At 48.9% G+C, this 22,065-nt stretch carries 19 protein-coding genes; all 19 read left to right on the top strand.

Features of this window, described 5'->3' with window-relative positions:
• Positions 1 to 206: 206 nt before the first annotated feature.
• The 19 genes from RF007C_RS11670 to RF007C_RS11575 all read left to right on the top strand — a co-directional run bounded on the left by RF007C_RS11670 (position 207) and on the right by RF007C_RS11575 (position 22,056).
• Positions 207 to 584, top strand: a complete 378-nt coding sequence (locus RF007C_RS11670) for a hypothetical protein (RefSeq protein ID WP_019679986.1) — start codon at positions 207 to 209, stop codon at positions 582 to 584.
• Between the two features lie 204 nt (positions 585 to 788).
• Entirely contained in the window at positions 789 to 2,207 is a 1,419-nt protein-coding gene (gene cysS, locus RF007C_RS11665) for a cysteine--tRNA ligase (protein ID WP_037299987.1), read from the top strand.
• A gap of 23 nt (positions 2,208 to 2,230) precedes the next feature.
• Positions 2,231 to 3,016 carry an MBL fold metallo-hydrolase gene (locus tag RF007C_RS11660; RefSeq protein WP_037299986.1) on the top strand — a complete coding sequence of 262 codons (786 nt, stop codon included), beginning with the start codon at positions 2,231 to 2,233 and terminating at the stop codon, positions 3,014 to 3,016.
• A complete protein-coding gene (gene rlmH, locus RF007C_RS11655; RefSeq protein WP_037300582.1) occupies positions 3,013 to 3,489 on the top strand; it encodes a 23S rRNA (pseudouridine(1915)-N(3))-methyltransferase RlmH in 477 nt (158 codons plus the stop codon). The genes RF007C_RS11660 and rlmH overlap by 4 nt, the downstream gene beginning before the upstream one ends.
• A gap of 159 nt (positions 3,490 to 3,648) precedes the next feature.
• Positions 3,649 to 4,425 carry an ABC transporter permease gene (locus tag RF007C_RS11650; protein ID WP_019679990.1) on the top strand — a complete coding sequence of 259 codons (777 nt, stop codon included), beginning with the start codon at positions 3,649 to 3,651 and terminating at the stop codon, positions 4,423 to 4,425.
• Positions 4,425 to 5,657, top strand: coding sequence for an ABC transporter ATP-binding protein (locus RF007C_RS11645; protein ID WP_019679991.1), 1,233 nt, complete (start codon positions 4,425 to 4,427; stop codon positions 5,655 to 5,657). Before RF007C_RS11650 ends, RF007C_RS11645 begins: the two co-directional genes overlap by 1 nt.
• 3 nt (positions 5,658 to 5,660) lie before the next feature.
• On the top strand, positions 5,661 to 6,686 hold the full coding sequence (locus tag RF007C_RS11640) for a class I SAM-dependent methyltransferase (protein WP_037299984.1): 1,026 nt from the start codon (positions 5,661 to 5,663) through the stop codon (positions 6,684 to 6,686).
• Positions 6,687 to 6,689: 3 nt separating this feature from the next.
• The gene (locus RF007C_RS11635) at positions 6,690 to 7,145 is read left to right on the top strand and encodes a hypothetical protein (RefSeq protein ID WP_037299983.1); all 456 of its coding nucleotides are present in this window, start codon (positions 6,690 to 6,692) and stop codon (positions 7,143 to 7,145) included.
• The gene (locus RF007C_RS11630) at positions 7,145 to 8,218 is read left to right on the top strand and encodes a glycosyltransferase (RefSeq protein ID WP_037299981.1); all 1,074 of its coding nucleotides are present in this window, start codon (positions 7,145 to 7,147) and stop codon (positions 8,216 to 8,218) included. The genes RF007C_RS11635 and RF007C_RS11630 overlap by 1 nt, the downstream gene beginning before the upstream one ends.
• A gap of 19 nt (positions 8,219 to 8,237) precedes the next feature.
• The gene (locus RF007C_RS11625) at positions 8,238 to 9,440 is read left to right on the top strand and encodes a glycosyltransferase family 4 protein (RefSeq protein WP_037299979.1); all 1,203 of its coding nucleotides are present in this window, start codon (positions 8,238 to 8,240) and stop codon (positions 9,438 to 9,440) included.
• On the top strand, positions 9,437 to 10,606 hold the full coding sequence (locus RF007C_RS11620; protein WP_019679996.1) for a glycosyltransferase family 4 protein: 1,170 nt from the start codon (positions 9,437 to 9,439) through the stop codon (positions 10,604 to 10,606). The genes RF007C_RS11625 and RF007C_RS11620 overlap by 4 nt, the downstream gene beginning before the upstream one ends.
• Positions 10,603 to 12,750 (top strand): hypothetical protein, encoded by a 2,148-nt coding sequence (locus tag RF007C_RS11615; RefSeq protein WP_037299978.1) that lies wholly within the window; start codon positions 10,603 to 10,605, stop codon positions 12,748 to 12,750. Before RF007C_RS11620 ends, RF007C_RS11615 begins: the two co-directional genes overlap by 4 nt.
• Positions 12,751 to 12,754: 4 nt before the next feature.
• The gene (locus RF007C_RS11610; RefSeq protein WP_019679998.1) at positions 12,755 to 13,723 is read left to right on the top strand and encodes a glycosyltransferase family 2 protein; all 969 of its coding nucleotides are present in this window, start codon (positions 12,755 to 12,757) and stop codon (positions 13,721 to 13,723) included.
• Complete coding sequence (locus RF007C_RS11605) at positions 13,713 to 14,867, top strand: glycosyltransferase family 4 protein (RefSeq protein WP_019679999.1); 1,155 nt, start codon at positions 13,713 to 13,715, stop codon at positions 14,865 to 14,867. Before RF007C_RS11610 ends, RF007C_RS11605 begins: the two co-directional genes overlap by 11 nt.
• Positions 14,857 to 15,807: a lysylphosphatidylglycerol synthase domain-containing protein gene (locus RF007C_RS11600; protein ID WP_037299976.1), complete on the top strand. Its 951-nt coding sequence runs from the start codon at positions 14,857 to 14,859 to the stop codon at positions 15,805 to 15,807. Before RF007C_RS11605 ends, RF007C_RS11600 begins: the two co-directional genes overlap by 11 nt.
• 278 nt (positions 15,808 to 16,085) lie before the next feature.
• On the top strand, positions 16,086 to 16,847 hold the full coding sequence (locus RF007C_RS11590; protein WP_019680002.1) for an ABC transporter ATP-binding protein: 762 nt from the start codon (positions 16,086 to 16,088) through the stop codon (positions 16,845 to 16,847).
• A 5-nt stretch (positions 16,848 to 16,852) separates the two neighbouring features.
• A complete protein-coding gene (locus tag RF007C_RS11585; RefSeq protein ID WP_161634889.1) occupies positions 16,853 to 19,366 on the top strand; it encodes an ABC transporter permease in 2,514 nt (837 codons plus the stop codon).
• A gap of 11 nt (positions 19,367 to 19,377) precedes the next feature.
• A complete protein-coding gene (locus RF007C_RS11580) occupies positions 19,378 to 21,303 on the top strand; it encodes a serine hydrolase domain-containing protein (RefSeq protein WP_037299969.1) in 1,926 nt (641 codons plus the stop codon).
• Between the two features lie 15 nt (positions 21,304 to 21,318).
• A complete protein-coding gene (locus RF007C_RS11575) occupies positions 21,319 to 22,056 on the top strand; it encodes a response regulator transcription factor (RefSeq protein ID WP_037299965.1) in 738 nt (245 codons plus the stop codon).
• Positions 22,057 to 22,065: the final 9 nt, after the last annotated feature.

The following is a 22,065-nucleotide window of genomic DNA, read 5'->3' as shown; positions in this document are numbered from 1 at the left end:
TTACAGAGAGTGTGCGGTCGGTGTGAGCACATGGTCGGGGATAGTGAAGTGCGGCTGTCAGCTTCGTCAGGGAAGCGCTTCGGCGTGTGTATCTGACGGCGTCTCGTCCGCGTTAAGGATAAGATGAGTTCAAGACGGAGTGGAAACGAGCATTTGCGCCTCCGAGGGTATGACCTCGGGGGCTTTTATTATTAAGGAGGGCAGATATGAATATAATTAAATATCCCTCGGATGAGGCATTTGATGAGGCAATGAAGTCCGACAGCCGTTTTCTCGGAGCTGTAAGTCTTGACGGCAGCACTGCATATGTGGGAGCCGCAGAAACAGCAGGTGACCATATAGCCCTTCTTGAAGCTTTCGGAGAGGAAAGTCCCTCGGGATTTTTCAGGCTCAGCTTTGACAGCATCACGGCGGAATGGACCTTCTCCTGTCCTAAAAGCTATAAGGGCATAGCGCAGGACAAGGAGCGTATGGAGGCCTATTACCGTGACGGACTGCGGCTGATACCGGAATTTCTGGTAATGCTGGGATATTTCTCGAAGCTGAAGATAAAGAATCCGCCCCCTGAGATATGGACGTTTTAGCCCTGTAGGGAACGCCGCCTCGGCGTTCCGCAACCCCTTAGCTTGTAGGGGCGGATATCATCCGCCCGTGCTATCGCTTAAATATGCCATGGAGTGATGCGGGTGACTCCCTACAGTGCAGGGAGATGTCAGCAGAGCTGACAGAGGGTACGGGTGCCTGTTAGGCATCACCCTTTACATACATAAATTCTGGAGGAAAGAAAAATGCAGTTATACAATTCATTGTCACACAAAAAAGAAGAGTTCGTGCCTTTCGTTGAAGGAAAGGTAAATATGTACACCTGCGGACCTACGGTGTACCACTATGCCCACATAGGCAATCTGAGAAGCTACATAATGGAGGACATACTGGAAAAGGCTCTCCGTTTTGAGGGCTATGACGTTAACCGTGTAATGAACATCACTGACGTAGGCCATCTTACCAGCGACGGCGATACAGGCGACGATAAAATGCTCAAGGGTGCAAAGCGTGAGCACAAGACTGTCATGGAGATAGCAAAGTTCTATACCGACGCATTCTTCGGGGACTGCGAGAAGCTCAATATCAAAAAGCCCGATACAGTAGTTCCCGCAACTACCTATATCGACGAGTTTATCCGCGTCATCAGCGTTCTCATGGACAAGGGCTACGCTTATGAGGCCGGCGGAAACATTTACTTCGACACCTCAAAGCTGGAAAAGTACTACGTTTTCAACGACTTCAACGAGGAGGATCTTGCCGTGGGAGTCCGCGAGGGCGTTGAGGCTGACGAAAATAAGCGCAATAAGGCTGATTTCGTGCTCTGGTTCACCAAGTCGAAGTTCGACGATCAGGAGCTCAAATGGGACAGCCCCTGGGGCATCGGCTATCCGGGCTGGCACATCGAGTGCTCCTGCATAAGCATGAAGAATAACGGCGAATACCTTGATATACACTGCGGCGGCATCGACAATGCCTTTCCGCACCATACCAACGAGATCGCACAGTCCGAGGCTTACCTTGGTCATAAATGGTGTAATTACTGGTTCCATGTGCTCCATCTCAATACAAACAGCGGCAAGATGAGCAAGAGCAAGGGCGAGTTCCTGACGGTATCCCTCCTTGAGGAAAAAGGCTACAAGCCTGTTGTATACCGCTTCTTCTGCCTTCAGTCCCATTACAGGAAGTCTCTCGTGTTTACCTGGGAGAATCTTGACAACGCAGTTGTTGCCTACAACAAGCTCATAGAGAAGATAGCTCCCCTCACCAAAGACAGCGCAGGCGACATCGACATGGCTGAATATGACCGCCTTATGGGTGCGTTCAGAGATGCTCTCGACAACGATATAAATACTGCAATGGCTATAACAGTACTTTATGATGTACTGAAGTCAAAGGCAAACGTTGCAACAAAGCTGGCTCTCATTGCCGAGTTCGACAAGGTACTGGGACTTGATCTTATTGCAAACGCCAAGGAGCTTGCTGACAATGCGGGTTCGGCTTCTGCTGATATACCTGCCGAGGTCATGGAGCTTGTTGAACAGCGTAAGGCTGCACGTAAGGACAAGAACTTTGCTCTGGCAGACGAGCTCCGCGACAAGATAGCTGCTCTCGGCTATGAGGTAAAGGAAACAAGACAGGGCACCGAGATAAACAAACTGTAAAAAGACAGAACGGAGAATATCCAATGGCAAGACTCTATCCCCTTTTCAGCTCCAGCAAAGGGAATTCCTCATTCATAGGAAATGAAAAGGGCGGGATACTTATAGACTGCGGAGTGAGCATGAAAAGGCTCTGTGCCGCTCTTGAGGCCAATCATATACCTCTTGAGGCGATACAGGGAGTATTCATAACTCATGAGCATACCGACCACGTTGCAGGGCTTGCAATGCTCACCAAAAAAACAGGAATGCCTGTATACGGTCAGAAGCGCACTCTGCAAAGACTCTGCGACAGCGGCAGGATAGCGGTGAATTCGCCTGTTATCGACATCACTGGCAAGACCATAAGCTGCGGCGAAAGTGAAGTCAGCTGCTTTGATACCCCTCACGACACCATACAGAGCTGCGGCTACCGCATACACACCTCTGATGATAAATACTGCGCGGTATGCACCGATCTGGGGCACGTTACCCCGCAGGTGGACGAGGCTCTCACAGGCTGCCGCATGGTGCTCATAGAGGCAAATTATGATGATTATATGCTGCGCAGAGGTCCTTATCCGCTGTATCTGAAGGAGAGGATCCTCTCGCAGAACGGCCACCTTTCCAACGACGACTGCGCCGTACAGGTGGGAAAGCTGATAGAGCGGGGCACCACTCACTTCCTGCTGGGACATCTCAGCCAGGATAACAACCGTCCCGATGTGGCCGACCGTACAGTACAGTGCAGCCTTCAGCGCTTTGCACGAGGCAGGGACTACCTTCTGGGCGTAGCTCCCGTGGAAACTCAGGGAGGAGCTGTGATATTCTGATGAATATAAATCTTATTGTAATGGGCAAGCTGAAGGAAGACTACCTCCGCAGCGCCTGTGCGGAGTATATCAAGCGTCTGGGCAGGTACTGCAGTTTTGAGCTCCATGAGCTGGACGAATGCCGTCTCAGCGATGATCCCTCGGACAAGGAGATAGCGGCCGCGCTGAAAAAGGAAGCGGAGCAGATAAAGAAGTACGCAAAGGGTATGATAGTGCCTATGTGTATAGAGGGGAAACAGCTCACAAGCCCCGAGCTCTCGCAGAAGATGACCGAGGCAGGCGTGAGCGGACAGAGTACGGTGACCTTTATTATCGGCAGCTCCTTCGGACTTGATGACGGTATTAAGTCAATGGGAGCACTGAAGCTCTCAATGTCGAAAATGACCTTTCCCCACCAGCTGGCAAGAGTAATGCTGCTGGAGCAGATATACCGTGCCTTCCAGATAGCCGAGGGCGGAAAATATCATAAATGACAAAAACGGACAAGACTGTCCGTTTTTTGCTTTATATGGGAGAATGAGCAGCATTGCTCTTGACAGTGCAGAGCGCTTGTGATATAATTAAAAGATACTATGGATTTTTATGCTCATTTGGCGGAAAACGCCTTTCTGAGCTTTTTCAAGGAGCGATCAATGAGTACTATAAAAGAGCTTTACGAGTACAGACAGATGATATTCAGCCTTGTTAAAAAGGACCTGCGAGGACGCTACAAGGGCTCCGTTCTGGGCTTCCTGTGGACATTTATCAATCCTCTTTTCCAGCTGATAGTTTATACGATAGTATTCTCGAAGATACTGCATAACGATATACCGAAATTCTATCTTTATCTGTTTGTGGCACTGATACCGTGGATATTCTTCTCATCATCCATAACGGTCGGTGCAGCGTCCATCGTGGCGCAGAAAGACCTTGTGAAGAAGATATACTTCCCGCGAATGGTCATCCCCATATCCTATGTTACCAGCTGTTTTGTGAATATGCTGCTGTGCTTCATAGTCATATTCGCGGTAATAATAGTAACGGGCGCGGGTATAAACTTTCTGGCGGTGCTGACCCTCCCTGTTATAATGATAGTCGAGTACATTTTCGCACTGGGCATGGCGATGATAGCTTCGGCGATAACAGTATATTTCAGAGACCTGGAACACATACTCGGCATTGTTTCAATGGCATGGATGTATCTTACTCCCATAGTGTACGATAAGTCAATCGTTCCGCCGAAATATCTGCCGCTGTACAATCTCAATCCCATGACACCTATAATCGACTGCTACCGTACTGTACTGTATGAAAAGCAGGTGCCCGATCTTTCAACGCTTCTCTGGGCAGCGGGGCTGGGTGTATTTTTCCTTTTATTCGGTGCAGTTGTATTCAATAAGCTGCAAAAGCATTTTGCGGAGGAACTGTAATGGCTGAAAATGAGAATGTTATAGAGGTCAGGGATGTGACCAAGAGCTTCAAGGTGTACCTTGACAAGGGCTCCCAGCTGAAGGAGAGACTGCTTTTCCGCAAGCGCAGCCGCTATGAGGAGCGCAGGGTGCTCCGCGGCATAAGCTTCGAAGTAAAAAAAGGCGAAGCCATAGGTCTTATCGGTCACAACGGCTGCGGCAAGAGCACCACACTGAAGCTTCTGACAAGGATAATGTATCCCGATTCGGGTACTATAAAGATGAGGGGCAGAGTTTCCAGCCTTATCGAGCTGGGAGCAGGCTTCCACCCCGATATGAGCGGCAGGGAGAACATCTACACCAATGCTGCTATATTCGGTCTGAACAAGAAGGAGATAGACTCGCGTATACAGAGCATAATCGAGTTTTCCGAGCTGGCGGACTTCATAGACAATCCTGTCCGTACCTATTCCTCGGGTATGTATATGAGACTGGCTTTCTCTGTGGCTATAAATGTTGATGCGGATATACTCCTAATAGACGAGATACTGGCGGTAGGCGATGCCAATTTCCAGTCAAAGTGCTTCAACAAGCTCAGGGAGATAAAGGCTCAGGGCACTACGATAGTCATAGTCTCTCATTCTCTGGGACAGATAGAGCAGATATGCGACCGCTCCATATGGATACATGAGGGACTTATAAAGGCTGAGGGACCGCCTAAGGAGATAGACCTTGAATATCTGGACTATATGAGCAGGAAAATGCAGGACAGCAGCCGCGGTACGGACGGAAATACAGGCGCAGAGAGCTCCGATGAGGAGCAGAGCAGACGCTGGGGCAGCGGAGAGGCACGTATAAAAAGTATACGCTCCTTTTCGGCAGACGGCACGGAACAGAATGTTTTCCGCACAGGCGAGGATATAAAGCTGACTGTGGAATACAACGTAAAGACTCCCGTTCCGGACGCGGTGATGGGCTTCGGCGTATTCGACATGAACGGGATACAGTGCTACGGCACCAACACAAGGATAGACAAGCTTCCCGAGTTCACTCTCGGAGAAAGCGGTACAGCGGAGCTGATACTCAGGAACGTACAGCTTATTGCGGGCGAGTACAATATAGACCTTGCCATAGAAAAGGGCGAAGGCATACCTGTGGATTACTTCCGCAGCGCATACAAGATACAGATATTATCGTCATACGGCGATGCGGGCATTGCACGTATCGATCACACCTGGGACTTGCAGAGGTAAGATATGAGTAATATTATTCGTTTTTTGGACAGTATCAGGGAACAGAAAGGCATTAAGGGCGCTATAAAGAGAAAGGTCTTCGGATTTATCCTCAAAGGCCTTGAGGCAGCCGACAGAGATATGGAGGAGCTTCGCAGCTCTCTCGGCGGAGAAGGCAGCATTAAGCAGGAGCTGGAATCGGTATGCGTGAATGTGCGCAACAACAACGCGCTTCTGGAGCGCATGACCAGCGAAAGCGAGTTCGTAAAGTCAAAGCTGGGCATAGTGGAGAAAAAGCTGAATTCTGCTTCTTTGTCCGACAGCACTGCGGTGCGTACAGTTACTGCTGCGGCGGCTCCGGAAAGCGGCTCGGACTATGACGATATAGATTACTTCGACTTTGAGAACCATTTCCGCGGCTCTATCGAGAGCATAAAGAAGTCGCAGGAATTCTACCTGAAGTACTTCAGCGGCAGGAAAAAGGTCCTGGATATCGGCTGCGGCAGAGGAGAGTTCCTTTCTCTCATGCAGGATAATGGCATACCTGCCGAGGGCGTGGACATATACGAGCCCTATACGGAATACTGCAATATGAAGGGGCTTAAAGCTACCTGCTGCGACGGAGTTGACTTCCTTGAAAGGACAGAGGGCGTTGACGGTATATTCCTCGGTCAGGTAGTCGAGCATCTGAAGCCTCACCAGATAAAAAGCCTCTGCAATGCGGCCTATGAGAGACTGGAGAACGGAGGCTGCATAGTAATAGAGACTCCCAATCCCACATCACTGTCCATATATACCAACGCATTCTACATCGATCCCTCACACATAAAGCCTGTTCATCCGCTGACCATGCAGTATTACCTTGAAAAGGCAGGCTTCAGGGACATCGAGATAATATATACAGAGAGCAGTAGACCGCCTTATGAGATACCTGCGCTGAAATGCGAGAGCGCTGAAAATACGGCGGAATTCAACGAAGCCATGAAACGGGTGTCGGATATGATATTCGGCAGTCAGGATTATGCTGTCGTAGCTGTAAAGAAAGGATAAGAAATGGAAAACGAGAACATCAATATAGAGGACATAATGACAGAGATCAGGCAGAGCATAAAGGATCAGGGACTTACTGCCGATATGCTCAGCTTTGAGGACGTTCCCTTCAGGAAGACCGCACAGGGCGGTTCCCTGTCCGAGGCTCTGGACTATATCACCTCTCATTACTATATACAGCCCTATAAGGAGCTCAGGGGCAATCCTCTCAAGGTATTCTTCAAGAAGGTGATACGCAAGATGGTAAAGTTCTACGTTGAGCCTGTTGTAATGGAGCAGAACGACTTCAACGCCAATGCGGTCACGGTTATGAAGTCCCTTGCCGACTCCGAGGCTGAGGATGTGAGCGGAAAGATAGAGACTCTTGAGCTGGCACAGAAGGAGCTTGTCATAAGGCTTGACAGGCTTGAAAGGGAAAATGCTGAGCTTCGCAGACAGCTTTCAAAGGAGCATGACTGATGAGAGTAGTACAGCTCCTTCCCACACTTTCCTTCGGCGACGCCATAGGCAATGACACCATAGCTCTCAGCGGAGCTATAAAAGAAATGGGCTACGATACGGATATATATGCCGAGAATATTGACAAGAGGCTCCCCGACGGCATTGCAAAGAAGGCGGACAAGCTCCGCGGCCTCGGCAGGGACGATGTCCTTATATATCACAAGTCAACAGGCACCGACCTCACCTTCAGGATAGAGAACTACAAGTGCCGCAGGGTAATGGTATACCATAATATAACCCCTCCCGAATTCTTCCGCCAGTACAGCACAGCAGCCACCCAGCTTACCGAGCACGGCTACAAGGGCGTGGAGTTTCTCAGGGACAAGGTGGACTATGTTCTGGCGGACTCGGCCTTCAACAAGGCTGAGCTGGTAAAAATGGGCTATACCTGTCCCATTGACGTCCGTCCCATACTCATAAAGTTTTCGGACTATGAGCAGGCTCCCGACGGGGAGACTGTGAAGAAATACAGCGACGGCAGGAAGAACCTTGTATTCGTGGGAAGAATAGCTCCCAACAAGAAGCAGGAGAACGTTATAAGAGTTTTTTACTGCTATAAGAAGCTCAATCCCGATTCAAGGCTGATACTTGTGGGCTCTTCAAAGGGCATGGAGAACTATCACGAGCGCCTTGTAAAGTATGCAGCCGCTCTCGGCATAGGCGACGACGTTATTTTTCCTGGGCATATAAAGTTCAGCGAGATACTTGCCTATTATCATATCGCGGACGCCTTTGTCTGTATGAGCGAGCATGAGGGCTTCTGTGTGCCCCTGGTGGAGGCTATGTTCTTCGATACACCCATAATCGCATATGACACCAGTGCAATATCCGATACCCTCGGCGGCAGCGGAGTGCTCCTTGACAGCAACGATCCCGTTTTTGCGGCAGCTGTCATAGACAGAGTGCTTACCGACAACAGCCTAAGGGAGAGTATTATAGAAGGACAGCGGAGACGTCTGGAGGATTTTTCCTACGAGCGTATCAAAAATGTATTCGAAAAGGAGCTGAAAGGCTTCATAGAGGGCAAATAACCAAGCAAAGGACAGGGAAATGAAAAAGATAGGATTTGTTATTCCGTGGTACAGTGAAAAAATACCCGGCGGTGCGGAGATGGAGCTCCGCGGACTGACCACTCACCTCCACGAAAGCGGAGTGGAGGTGGAAATGCTCAGCACCTGCGTTAAGGAGTTTTCGGCAGACTGGAACGAGAACTACTTCAGCGAGGGTAAGGAAATGGTACACGGCTTCCCCATAAGGCGATTCATGGTCAGGAAGCGCGATGTGCAGGCCTTTGACGCAGTAAATGCCAAGCTCATGAGAGATCTGCCCGTTTCCGGCGAGGAGCAGCGCATATACGTGGAGGAAATGGTCAACAGCCCCGGTCTGTGCGACTATATACGTGAACACAAGGACGATTACAGCCTTTTTGTGTTCATTCCCTATATGTTCGGCACCACCTATCACGGACTACAGGTATGCCCCGAAAAGTCCGTGCTGATACCCTGTTTCCATGACGAATCCTATGTCTATATGGATATTTTCAAGCCTGTTTTCGAGAATATCGGCGGTATAATATACCATGCAAAGCCCGAGTACGATCTTGCAAACCGCGTGTTCGACATGAGCCGCGTAAAGCAGGGCTGCCTCGGAGAGGGAGTATACACCGACCTCACAAGCGACGGTGAGGCCTTCCGGAGCAAATTCGGCATAGACAGCCCCTTTATCATATATGCGGGCAGAAAAGACGAGGGCAAGAACGTCCATACCCTTGTAAAGTATTATTCCGAGTATATAAAGCGCCGTGATACCGACCTGAAGCTGGTACTCATAGGCGGCGGAAATATCGACCTGCCTGCGGAGCTTGTAAAGGACAGGCGCATAATCGATCTCGGCTTTGTGGAGCTTCAGGACAAATACAACGCACAGGCTGCGGCAGAGTTCCTTTGTCAGCCCTCTCTGCATGAGAGCTTTTCGCTGGTTATCATGGAAAGCTGGCTCTGCGGCCGTCCCGTGCTGGTACACAGCGGCTGCGAGGTTACCAGGAATTTCGCCTCTGAGTCCAACGGTGGACTTTATTTCAGTGATTATTTCGAGTTTGAGGGCTGTACGGACTGGTTCCTGAACAACAGGGAAAAGGCTGCACAGCTGGGCGAGAACGGCAGGAAATACGTGCGCAGCAATTTCGCATGGGACGTTATAGTCGATAAATATATGAAGTTTTTCAGAGAAGTTAGCGGAGATAGTGAAGAATGAAAAGGATAGCTCTTGTAAATCAGAGATACGGACTTGAGGTAAACGGCGGCTCGGAGTATTATACACGACTTATAGCCGAGAGGCTCACGGGAGATTTTCAGGTAGACGTCATCACCACCAAGGCGCTGGAGTATACCACATGGGAAAATCACTACACCGCCGATGAGGAGGAGATAAACGGAGTAAGAGTCCTCCGTTTCCCCGTGGCAAAGCCACGTGCAAAGGATTTCAATGACTTCAACGGCAGATATCTCCGTTCAGGAAAATACAATACAGAGGAAGAGAAGATATGGTTCGAAAAGCAGGGTCCATATTCTCCCGCAGCCATTGACTATATCCGCGAAAACAAAAATAAGTACGATGTATTTATCTTTGTGACCTATCTGTATTACCTGACGGTCACGGGGCTTCCCGAGGTCGCCGATAAAGCCATATTCATACCTACGGCCCATGAAGAGCCCTTCATACATTTCAAGACCTATGAGAGCTTTTTCAGACTGCCCAGGGCTTATATCTTCCTTACGGATGAGGAAAAAGCCCTTGTACAGGGGCTTTTCCACTGTGAGGATATTCCCTGCCGTGTAATGGGAACGGGAGTTGAGGTGCCCTGCACCCCCGATGAAAAGGACTTCCGCAGCAAATTCGGCATAGAGGGCGATTATCTCATATACGTGGGACGTATCGACGAGGGAAAGAACTGCCCTGCTATGTTCAGGTACTTCCTTGAGTACAAGAAGCGCCGTCCGGACAGCAGCCTGAAGCTGGTGCTCATGGGCAAGCCCGTATGTGATATACCTTCGCACAAGGATATCATAAGCCTCGGATTTGTCAGCGAGGAGGACAAGTTCAGCGGTATCGCAGGAGCAAAATGCCTTGTTCTGCCGTCAAAGTTCGAGAGCCTGTCCATATCCGTCCTTGAAGCCATGACGCTTTCCGTGCCCGTTATAGTCAACGGAGTGTGCGAGGTCCTTAAGGGACACTGTGTAAAGAGCAACGGCGGACTTTATTATACTGATTATTTTGAATTTGAAGGAATACTCGATTATATATTCTCACATGATAAGGAATATGCCTTGCTTTGCAGGAACGCGGAAAAGTATGTTGAAAACAACTACCGCTGGGAAGTTATAATGAAAGGCTTCAAGGAGGTCATAGACAGTATATGAACGAAAAGACAAAGCAGAAGCGCAGGCTGCCTGCATTTGATCCGCGGTACATAGTAACGCTGATCCTGGCAGCGGTGATATTTATACTGAATTACCGTATAGTCGGCAAGTGCTACAGCCCCTTCGTATATAACGACGAGATGGGCTACTGGATGCACGCGGCGGAATTTGCGGGACTTGACTGGCGGGGCGTATCCGGTACTGTTGCATGGTACTCCTACGGTTACAGTCTGCTGCTGGCACCTCTCGTAAAGCTTATAAAGGATACGGTGGTGCTTTACCGTGCAGCGCTGATAATGAATATACTCATGGATGAGATATGCTATTTCATGTACGTCTATATCATAAGGCGGCTTTTCCCGAAGCTGGGTATAATCCCTGCCAGTGTGGCAGCAGCGGCAGGTATGCTCTATACCTCCTATCAGTTCAATGCGGGAGTGGCATTTTCCGAGACTGCACTTCTTATGGCAGCCACTATCGTGGTATTCCTCATGGTAAGGATACTCGAGAAGCCCACATACCTCAATACGGCGTGTCTGGGCATAGCTTCCGCGTATATGTACATGGTCCACAACAGGACCATAGGTATAGTTGCCTCGGTGGTATTCGTGGTATTCATCGCAGCAGTATGCAGGAAGATAAAGCTTCGTCACAGCGGAGCCTTCCTGATCACGCTCATTGCAGGCTTCATAGCCGATAAGCTCATAAAGGGACATCTTGTAAGCGTACTGTGGGACAGCGGCGCTTCGGGCAATGATGCAGGCAGCGTATTCGGCAGGATGAAAACGGCTGTCTCTTCTGTTTCGGGCTTCAAGAGGCTCCTGGGAGTGATGGCGGGACAGGGCTTTGCAGTATCTGCGGGCAGCTTCTGTCTGGTGCTCTTTGCGATACTTGTAATGGTAAGAAAGGGCGGCATAGGCTTTTTCAAGGCAGGAAAGGCAGTAAAGGGCGGAAAGAAGCTCTCGGAGGTCGCCGACAGCAGATTTCTCATGTTCCTGTTCATATTCTGCGCCTTTGCAGCAACATATCTCATAAGCTGCATATTCATGATAGAATTCAAGCGCATCGACCATGTGCTCTATACAAGATACTTTGATATACTGGTAGGACTTTTCATAATGTCGGGCATATGCTTCCTGTTTGAAGCCGAGAAATGGGATCTTTTCCTTATGATGCTTGTCCCCTTTATCATGAGGATAGGCGCCAGCGGAGCCAACAGGACCATGCCCCTTGTGGAGGATCTCACTTTCAATAAGGTATGCGCACCGCCCATATGCAAGCTTTTTGAGCTCAGCGAGCGCAATTTCCACGCCTATATCAGCTATGCAGTGTCATGGTTCTTTGTACTGGCTGCAATATCATGGTTCCTGAGATGGAAAAAGCTGAGCATATATGTCTGCTCGGCAGTATGTGCAGTGCTTTTCATTGCCAATACTCCCAGTGCGCAGCTTGCCATAACCGTGAACCAGAAGGCCTACGAGGGCGACCGTGCTCTCTGTGAGAGAGTGAAGGAGCTCCCCGAAAAGCATATATACGTAATGCCGGACGCAGGCACCTTCATTTCCTTCCTTCAGTACGAAATGAACGATGTCCGCATCGATATAGCCAAGTCCCCCGAGACCTTCAGTGAGGACGGATACCTCTTTGCCTCCGTGGGCAATGTGGTAGACCTCATGGGACATGAGATCATAGACCGCTCCGACAGGCATATACTCTATTCCGCAGAAAAGACCGGCAGCTATGACAACAGGATACCTCTTGATATGATGAGCGTATTCGACAGCAGCTGCTATGTGGAGTCGGAGGATATGATAGAGAGTGCTCCCGAGTTCAATTATCTGTGCTACGGACCTTATATGCACCTTGATAAGGGCAGCTACACCTTCTCTCTGGACCTTGATTTCGACGATATGAACAAGGCTGAGGAGATAGGCTATGCAGAGATAAACAGCGACGGAGGCCAGACTGTATACGTTCATGAGGAGATAACTCCAGATATGCTGGATAAGGATGGAAAACTGGAGCTGGAGCTCGATGCAGACCTTGACAGGGACGTCAGCGGCGTTGAGATCGTGGTATTCCTGTACGATCCCGAGACTATTTATGCACAGCTCAATTCCATTGAAGTGAAAACGGAGGATTAAGATTATGAAGCTTATCATTCAGATACCATGCTATAACGAGGAACAGACTCTTGAGCTGGCCTATAACGACCTGCCAAGACATATAGACGGTATAGATACCATAGAATACCTTATCATCAACGACGGAAGCAAGGACAATACCGTGCAGCGTGCAAGAGAGCTGGGCTTCCATCATATAGTATCCTTCAAGCGCAACAAGGGACTTGCAAAGGGCTTCATGGCAGGTATTGATGCCTGCCTCCACCTGGGAGCTGATATAATAGTCAATACCGACGCGGACAATCAGTACTGCGGTGCGGATATTGAAAAGATAGTACGCCCCATACTGGACGAGAAGGCAGATATAGTAATAGGCGAGAGGCCTATTGACAATACCGAGCATTTCTCGTGGAAAAAGAAGAAGTTCCAGCACCTTGGCAGCTGGGTGGTGCGTGTTGCTTCGGGCACCGATATACCCGACGCTCCCAGCGGCTTCAGAGCCTATTCCCGCGACGCGGCGCTGAGACTCAACGTTGTCAATGAGTATACATATACTCTTGAAACTATCATACAGGCAGGAAACAACAAAACTGCTATGACCTCTGTGCCCATAAGAACAAATCCCGAGACAAGACCTTCCCGTCTTTTTTCGAGTATGTGGCGCTACATGAAGCGTTCTTCCACAGTTATCACACGTTCATTCGTTATGTACAAGCCTCTCAAGTTCTTTATGACCATAGGATTTGTACTGCTCCTTATCGGTGCCATACTCGGAATCCGCTTCCTGATACTCATGGCAATGGGCGAGGGTGACGGACACGTTCAGTCGCTTATACTTACGGCTATAATGGTAATGATGGGCTTCCAGACCATAACCATCGGACTTCTGGGCGATACCATTTCCGCCAACAGGAAGCTCATTGAGGACGTTCAGTACAGAGTAAGAAAGATGGAATGCGGAAAGAGCGACGAGGAAAAGAAGAATGAAAAATAAGAAGAAAAAGATAGTTATGATAGGTCCCGTATTCCCGTACAAGGGCGGTATAGCCCACTATACGGGAGCAATGGTCAAAAATCTGAAAAAGGATTTCGACGTTGAGACCGTTTCATACAAGATGCAGTACCCCAAGCTGCTTTTCAGGAACGAGCAGAAGGACTTCGAGAACGATCTCTTCAAGATACCCGGTACGAAGTACCTTATAAATACTGCCAATCCCTTCAACTGGATTATTTCGGCGCATAAGATCAAAAAAATGAAGCCCGACCATATAATAATGCAGTGGTGGCATCCTTATTTCTCGCCGTGCTACAGTTGCCTGTCCTTTATGCTCAGGAAGATACCGAGGATATTCGTCTGCCATAACGTTTTTCCTCACGAGCGCTTCCCTATGGATCGTTTTCTCACAAAACGCGCTCTGAAAAGGGGCTCTGCATATATAACCCACTCCGAGAAGGAGGCCTCGGATCTGAAGGAAATAACGGCTTCTCCCGTTTATGAGGCTACGGTGCATCCCGTATACAACGCCTTCAAGATACAGGATATGAGCAAGGAGCAGGCAAAGCAGGAGGCAGGCATAGCTCCCGACAAGAAAATGCTGCTGTTCTTCGGGTTCATACGCGATTACAAGGGACTCCGCCATATCATCGATGCCATGCCCGAGATAGTGAAGTTCGATGCAGATATAGAGTTGTGGGTGGTAGGAGAATTCAGAAGCGACAAGGAGTCGTACCTTGAGCAGATAAAGAAGAGCGGTGCTGAAAGCAGCATAAAGATAGTTGACGGCTATATCCCCGACAGCGGCATAGAGAAGTATTTTGCGGCTGCGGATATAGTGGTGCTGCCTTACGAATCCGCTACACAGAGCGGCATCGTACAGATAGCCTACGGCTTTGAAAAGCCTGTTATCGCTACAGATGTAGGCGGACTTCCCGAGGTGGTGCTCAACGAAAAGACGGGATATATCGTGCCGCCGAAGGATCCTCATGCCCTTGCGGAGGCTGTATGCCGCTTTTTCCGTGAGAACAGGGCAGAGGAGTTTACAGAGAATGTCCGCAAAGAGGCCTATAAGTACTCATGGGACAGAATGAACGAGGTCGTTCAGCGCCTTGCGGAAAAGACGGGTGCCCATGAAGGATAAGATAAACCTGAAAAAGCTGCTGAAGCTGGCAGGACATCTGGTGGTCATACTGGCACTGGCTTTTGTAGTCAAGAAGATAATCGATATGGATATAAAGCTCAGGGATCTCAGCGCTCCCCGTGTTATAGGCGCTTTTGCGCTGAGCTTCGTAATACAGACCGCACAGATAATAATAGCCTGCTTCCCGTGGCTGATGTTCACAAGATCGCTTTCGGGCAGAAAGATACCCTATTCCGCGGCAATGCCCGTGTATACACAGTCGAATATATACAAGTACCTCCCAGGAAACGTTTTTCAGTACGTGGGACGCAACAAGCTGGCAGCAGATATGGATATAAGCCATGTGGACGTAGCCTGCGCGACGATACTTGATGTTTTCTTCTGCGTTTTCTGGACAGGCGTGGTATCTGTGATACTGCTGGGTGGCAAGATAGCGGAGCTCCTTGAAAAGTACGGCAAGAACCTGCTTATAGTAGGGGCGGCGGGGATACTGCTGCTCATAGTCGTATTCGTGGCGGTAAGGCTGAAATTCCGCGACAAGGTCAGGAGCTATCTTTCACGCTATTCAAAGGCCTTTGAAAAGAGCAACAGACCGCAGCTGCTGAGCGGTATATTTTACTATTTTGTCCATAACTGTGTATCCGCAGCAATGTATCTGGGCTGTGTGGCGCTTATAGTCCCTGAGGCAGGCACAAGGGAGCTTTTTGCTCTTACGGGTGCATTTCTGTTTGCATGGATAATAGGCTTTGTTACTCCCGGAGCTCCCGGAGGCATAGGCATACGCGAGGGCGTTATGCTTTTTGTATGCGGAGATCAGTATGCGGACAGGATAGTGCTTTTCGTGCTGGTAATGCGCATCGCCTCGGTATTTGCTGATGTTACTGCGTTTATCATCGGAAAAATATACGGAAAAGCAAGAAAAGATGTCCGCTGCGGATAATATTATGATAAGTCCTTTACGGCTGTACAGTGCTCCTGTGCAGCCTTTTTTGCTGTTACAGCCGCGGTATGCGTTGATTTGAAAGCGGATATGTGGTATAATCCTATATACAGAACAGAAAAGAAACCGTTAAGAATTTGATAAGAAAAAGATATTATTGCGATAAAGATTTTTCCGCCGGGATAGTTTATAATATAATTACAGTCAGCGATGCGGCTGTAAATCAACGGCAGAAGGTCTTATGAGAAGGCCTTTGCCGCAAGAAGGAGAGTATAATAATGAGTTCCTCAGTACTTCATACCGAAAAGCTGTGCAAGACCTTCTCAAACGGAGGTGTTCAGCAGCACGTTATAAAAAATCTTGATATAGAGATCAGAGAAAAGGACTTCACCGTTATCATGGGTGCCTCGGGTTCGGGAAAATCCACACTGCTGTATGCTCTTTCGGGCATGGACAAGCCTACCCTCGGAAAGGTATTCTTCGGAAAAGAAGATATTTCGGGATACACCAACGATCAGCTGGCAGTTTTCAGACGCAGGAACTGCGGATTTGTATTTCAGAGCATACATCTGCTTGAGAATATGACAGTCTTTGACAATATCATGACCGGAGCCCTCGTAGCTCAGAAGAATTCTCCCGAGCTTGTTAAAAAAGCAGAGGAGCTTCTCAGAAAGGTGGGCATAAAAGAGGAGATATGGAAGAAATATCCAAATCAGCTCTCGGGCGGCGAATGTCAGCGTGTAGGCATCGTCCGTGCCGTAATAAACGATCCTGCCATACTCTTTGCCGATGAGCCCACGGGAAGCCTGAATTCCTCATCGGGACGTGACGTTCTGGACATATTCACGGAGCTCCACAGCAAGGGACAGAGCATAGTAATGGTAACTCATGATATAAAGACAGCTCTCCGCGGCAACAGAGTCATCTTCATCAGCGACGGTTCCGTGGTGGGCGAGCATGAGATGCCTGTATACGGCTCGGACGATCTGAAAAAGCGCAGGGACGGACTTCAGGATTTCCTTGACAGGATGGGATGGTGACGGTTATGAACAAGATCGTCAGACTTTCATGGGCAAACATAAAGAAGCACAAGCTTGAAGCAGTAGCCCTTATGATACTTGTAATGCTGTGCATGATGCTCATGGGCTCAGCACTGGCAAGCTTCGGGGGTATAAAAGAGATATTCCCGTATACCATGAAGAGCACGGAAAGCTTTCAGAACTATCTGCTCATGACCGAAAATGCATACGATGAGGAATACGAGGATATTATCAGGGAGGACGAAAGAGTCGAGGAACTGGTACGTTCTCAGGCAGTATACAGCATGAGCACCAATTACCTTGACAGGAGCGGCAAGGAGCAGGCTCTGTATATGTGCTTCATTACAATGGACAACAACAACAAGCTCCAGAAGACCAATATAGAGACCTCTCTCAGTGACGAAGAGATAGCTGCCCTTGAGCATCCTGTATATATGCCATATGCTGTCCAGGATACCATGGGCTATAAGGAAGGCGATAAGTTTGATATGGTATTCGGCACCAGAAAGTTCTCATTTACCGTAGCGGGCTTTTACGATACACTGCTTTTTGACTCGGCAGGCGGCGGCTTCAAAATGATAATCAGCGACAGCGACTATCATATTCTCGAGACCGTGCTGACCAAGTATGAGATCATAGGCTACAACGACTGTAAGGGTGAAGGCGGAACAGAACTTCTGATGGATCTGATAAACAAGTGCACGGAACGCTCCCATAAAGACGTTTCCAGCGGCATAATCGCGCTGACCTACAACAGCATAGATGAAGGCATAACCTATGGTATAAAGCTTATGCTCAAATTCCTTGTGATCATGGCTGCGGTGATAATAATATCTGTTGCTGTAATGATCAGATTCAGGATAGTCGGGGATATAAAGGAGCATATCGTATCTATCGGAGTGCTGGAGGCTCTGGGATACAGATCGAGAGAGATAACACTGTCATACGTTATCGAGTATCTCATCATCTCACTGGCAGGCATAGCTGTGGGAACAGGCGGCTGTATGCTCATTACTCCCGTGCTGCTGCACATCGGAGAGATCATAGCCGGACATCACGGAAGCGGCTCTGTGGCCTTAGTGCCCATGGCTCTGACAGCTCTGGCAATATTGGCTTTCGTGGCTTTCATAGCCTTCATAAAAGCAAATATGGTAAGGAAATATCCGCCTGTACGCGCACTTCGCAAGGGCATAGGGGATAACCACTTCAAGAAAGAGCGCCTGCCTCTGAGAAATACCAGAAAAAGCGTCCATCTCCGTCTTGCTATGAAGGGATTTTTGCAGAACTTCAAACAGAATCTCGGACTTACTCTCTGCATAACCATTTCTTCCCTATCAATAGTCGTAAGCTTCATAATGTTCAGCTTCTTCAGCAAGGATATGAATGCTATATCCGCCAGCGCAGGCATGGAACTGAGCAATCTGCGCATAGAGCTGATGAGCTCGGTGAACGCCGAGGAATTTGCGGAGGAGCTTATGGAAATGCCCGAGGTCAGAAAGGCTGTTCCCACATCGAGTATGAATTTCCTTGTGACTGCATCGGATTTCAATGAAAAGATGCTCCCTCTGGCATTCAGCGATTACAGTGTTACCGAGAATATATTCCCCTTTGAAGGACGTTTCCCCGAGCATGACAACGAGGTAATGATCTCGAGTATGTTCTCGAAGGTGTACAAGCTGAAAACAGGTGACAGCATGACACTGGAATATCTCAACGTAAAGAGGAAATATATCGTTTCAGGTGTGGTAACTTCGGTTACCAACGGCGGTGTCAACCTTTATATCACCGATGACGGACTGAGAAGGATCATACCTACATACAGTCCCGATACCATAGAGCTCTATCTCAACGACGGAGTTGAGACCAACGATTTCAGATACGTCCTTACCGAGAAATACGGCAGGAGCATCGCCGATGCAAGTCAGGGAAGCATTCAGAACGGTACCTATGAGGAAAAGATAAAGGCGGCTGCCGAAAAGAAGATCGCCGAGCTCATGGCAAACAGCGGAGCTTCGCATATCGAATATGCTATACGTTCCGGGGATACTGTGATAAAGGGCAACAGCGACGGATTTATAATCCGCTCGATAATGAATATAGGCGACATATTGAAGACTCAGCTGGGCGGACTGGCACTGGCAATAGCCATACTCACTTCACTGTTCATGGGAATATCTGCTCTGGTAGTAATGATAATACTCTTTATACTCATGGAATCCAGCGTAAGAAAGCAGCGCAGGGAGTTCGGCATAATGAAGGGAATGGGATATACTTCAAGAGAGCTCATGCTCCAGCTGGCATTCAGGATAATGCCTGCGTCGGTATTCTCTGTGGCGATAGGAACTGTTGTGGGAGTATCATTCATAAAGCTTCTTACAAGCTTCCTCGGCAGGATAAGCGTAAATATCCCTGCAGTGATAGTGCTGGACATCATACTGCTTATGTTCTGCTTTGCCTGCGCTTATATCGGTGCAAGGAAGATCAAGAAAATATCGGTCTGCGAGCTTATGGCTGAATGAGGAGGATAGATATGAGAAAAACAAGGATAGCTTCATTGATGGCGGCGGCGCTTCTTGCCGCTCCTGCAATGACGTTTGCAGCTGCGGAAGATACGGGGAATGTTGGGGTAAACAAGACATATGAGAGCAGCGATACGCTGTCCTGTATCGGTTCTGTGAGCAAGATGTTCGCAACAACTGCGACTATGCAGCTTGCAGAGCAGGGCAAGATAGACATTGACGCTCCTCTTACGGATTATATACCCGAATTCCGCATGGCTGACGAGAGATACAAGGATATAACGGTGCGTATGCTCATGAATCATACATCAGGTCTCATGGGCACGACCGCAGGGGATTTCATGATTTTTGACGACAGGGACACAGCTCCCCACGATACTTTGCTGAAGGAGCTGGGCAGACAGAGACTCAAGACCTTTCCCGGGGATTACGGCGCATACTGCAACGACGGTTTTGAGCTGCTGGAGCTGCTTGTGGAGCAGGTGAGCGGTGAGAGCTTCACGGATTATATCGAGAAAAATATCTGCAAGCCTCTTGATATGCAGCAGACAGGTACTCCGTGGAACGCTTTCCGCACTGATGAGATGGTCGGGACCTTTCTGAACGGCAACGTGAGGATAGCGCAGGATTACTGCATGGATCTCGGCTCGGGCGGCATTATGTCCACAGCTGAGGAGCTCAGTACCTTCGGAAGTGCCTTCTTCAAAGGGAACGGCAGTCTGCTCTCTGAGAAGTCAAAGAAGGAGATGTCTGAGACCAAGGCAACCGACAAGTACGAGGACGGCTTCGGACTGGGCTGGGATCAGGTGGATTATGATGACTATAAGGTGGCAGGCGTCAAGGTGGTAAGCAAGGGCGGAGATATTATGAATCAGCACGCAGAGCTTCTGGTGGCTCCCGATGAGGAGATAAGCGTTTCAGTCCTTTCATCGGGAGGAAACAGTTCCGTCAACAGTCTTATGGCAATGTCCCTCATGGATATTGCCCTTGAGGAAAAGGGCATAAATATCGAGCACAGGCTTCCGGAAAAGAAGGAGACTCTCGATACCGTACCCGAAAGATACCTTGCCTTTGAGGATCTTTATTTCTCCGGAAACGGCCTGTATCTCGTATACTTCCCCGAAGGGAAGTATATGGAGATAAGCTGCATCACCGGCGACAGAAAGGATATAAAGCACTATATGTACACCACCGAGGACAGCTTCGTGCAGGTGGAGGGAAATATCAGCGCGGGAAAGGCTGTACAGGGAAAAAATCAGAGTGTGCTGACCTTCCGCAGGAGAGACGGCAGGGACTATATCTGTGAAGACGTTTCCATGGATATGAACGGCTGCGGAAATGTATCCATGTCCCACTATTCTATGCAGAGAGCGGAAAAGTCTTCGGTCAGCGCCGAGATGCTGGCAGCCTGGGACGCAAGGAACGGAAAGAAATACTATTTATACAGCGGAAAGTACTCCAACACCTACTATGCGGAAATGCCCAGTGTGAAGGTACAGACCTATCCCGAGGCAAGAGGCTATATCAAGGAGGGCAGGATCATTGACAGCGCTCATGTAAAGTCCGATCTTGTAATGCCGGGAGGACGAGATGTACAGGATATAGAGATCAGAAAGGAAAACGGCGTCGAGATACTGGACATTACCAACTGCGCAATGGAGATGATCTCGGAGGACGCAATCAAGGAGCTTCCCGAGAATGTCAGCGAGATAAAGCTGCATACAAAGAAGGCTTCATGGTACAGGATAGGCGCTCAGGCCAACAAGACGATAACATTGGATATACCCGAAAATGCAGCTGTATATGTATACGATAAGTTCGATCGTATGATATATTCAAGCTACTTCAAGGATTACGGCAGCTCTGTGCCCATGCCCGCGGAAGGCAAGATAGTATTCCTGGGCGAGGACGGCGGCACCATCGGAATAACCCAGTAAAAGGAGGAGCTTCATATGAAGTATCAGTGTCTTATGATAGACGATGATATAACCATAGCAGAAACAACAGCAGAGTATTTCAATATCTTCGATATAAAGACAGCATATGTGACGGATTACGACGGGGCGGTCAGCTTCCTGAAGGAAAATCAGGTCTCGCTTCTGCTGCTGGATATAAACCTGGGAGAGCGGTCGGGCTTTGAGCTTTGCAAGCAGATAAGGGCGGAGTACGATATGCCCATACTCTTCATAAGCGCAAGGACCAGCGATGACGATGTTCTCACGGCGCTTAATATAGGCGGAGATGACTATATCAAAAAGCCTTATACACTGAACATACTCCTTGCCAAGGTAAAGGCTATCCTTAACCGATACGAAAAAGCAGCGGAGGCAGCAATTGCTGTCTCCGCCAAAGCTGTTTCTGCGGGGACAGGCAAGGATATGCGCGAGATACGCATCACAAAGGACATTACCCTGGATACGGGCGCTCATAAGCTTTACAGGGACGGCAGGGAGACTGCCATTAAGGCTATGGAGTTCAAGATGCTGCTTTACCTTCTCAGCAACCGCGGCAGAGTGGTTACCAAGGACGAGTTCCTGAAAAATGTCTGGGAGGACGAGTACATAGGTGAAGGCACGCTGGCCGTGCATATACGTCATCTGCGCGAGAAGATAGAGAAGGATCCAAATGCTCCCGATATCATCAAGACCGTCTGGGGCGTGGGCTATATCATAGAGAATATGGAGGAATAACAGCGCAGC

Source organism: Ruminococcus flavefaciens 007c (assembly GCF_000571935.1).
GTDB classification, from domain to species: Bacteria; Bacillota; Clostridia; order Oscillospirales; family Ruminococcaceae; genus Ruminococcus; species Ruminococcus flavefaciens_F.
This window is presented reverse-complemented; position numbering and strand designations above follow the sequence as displayed.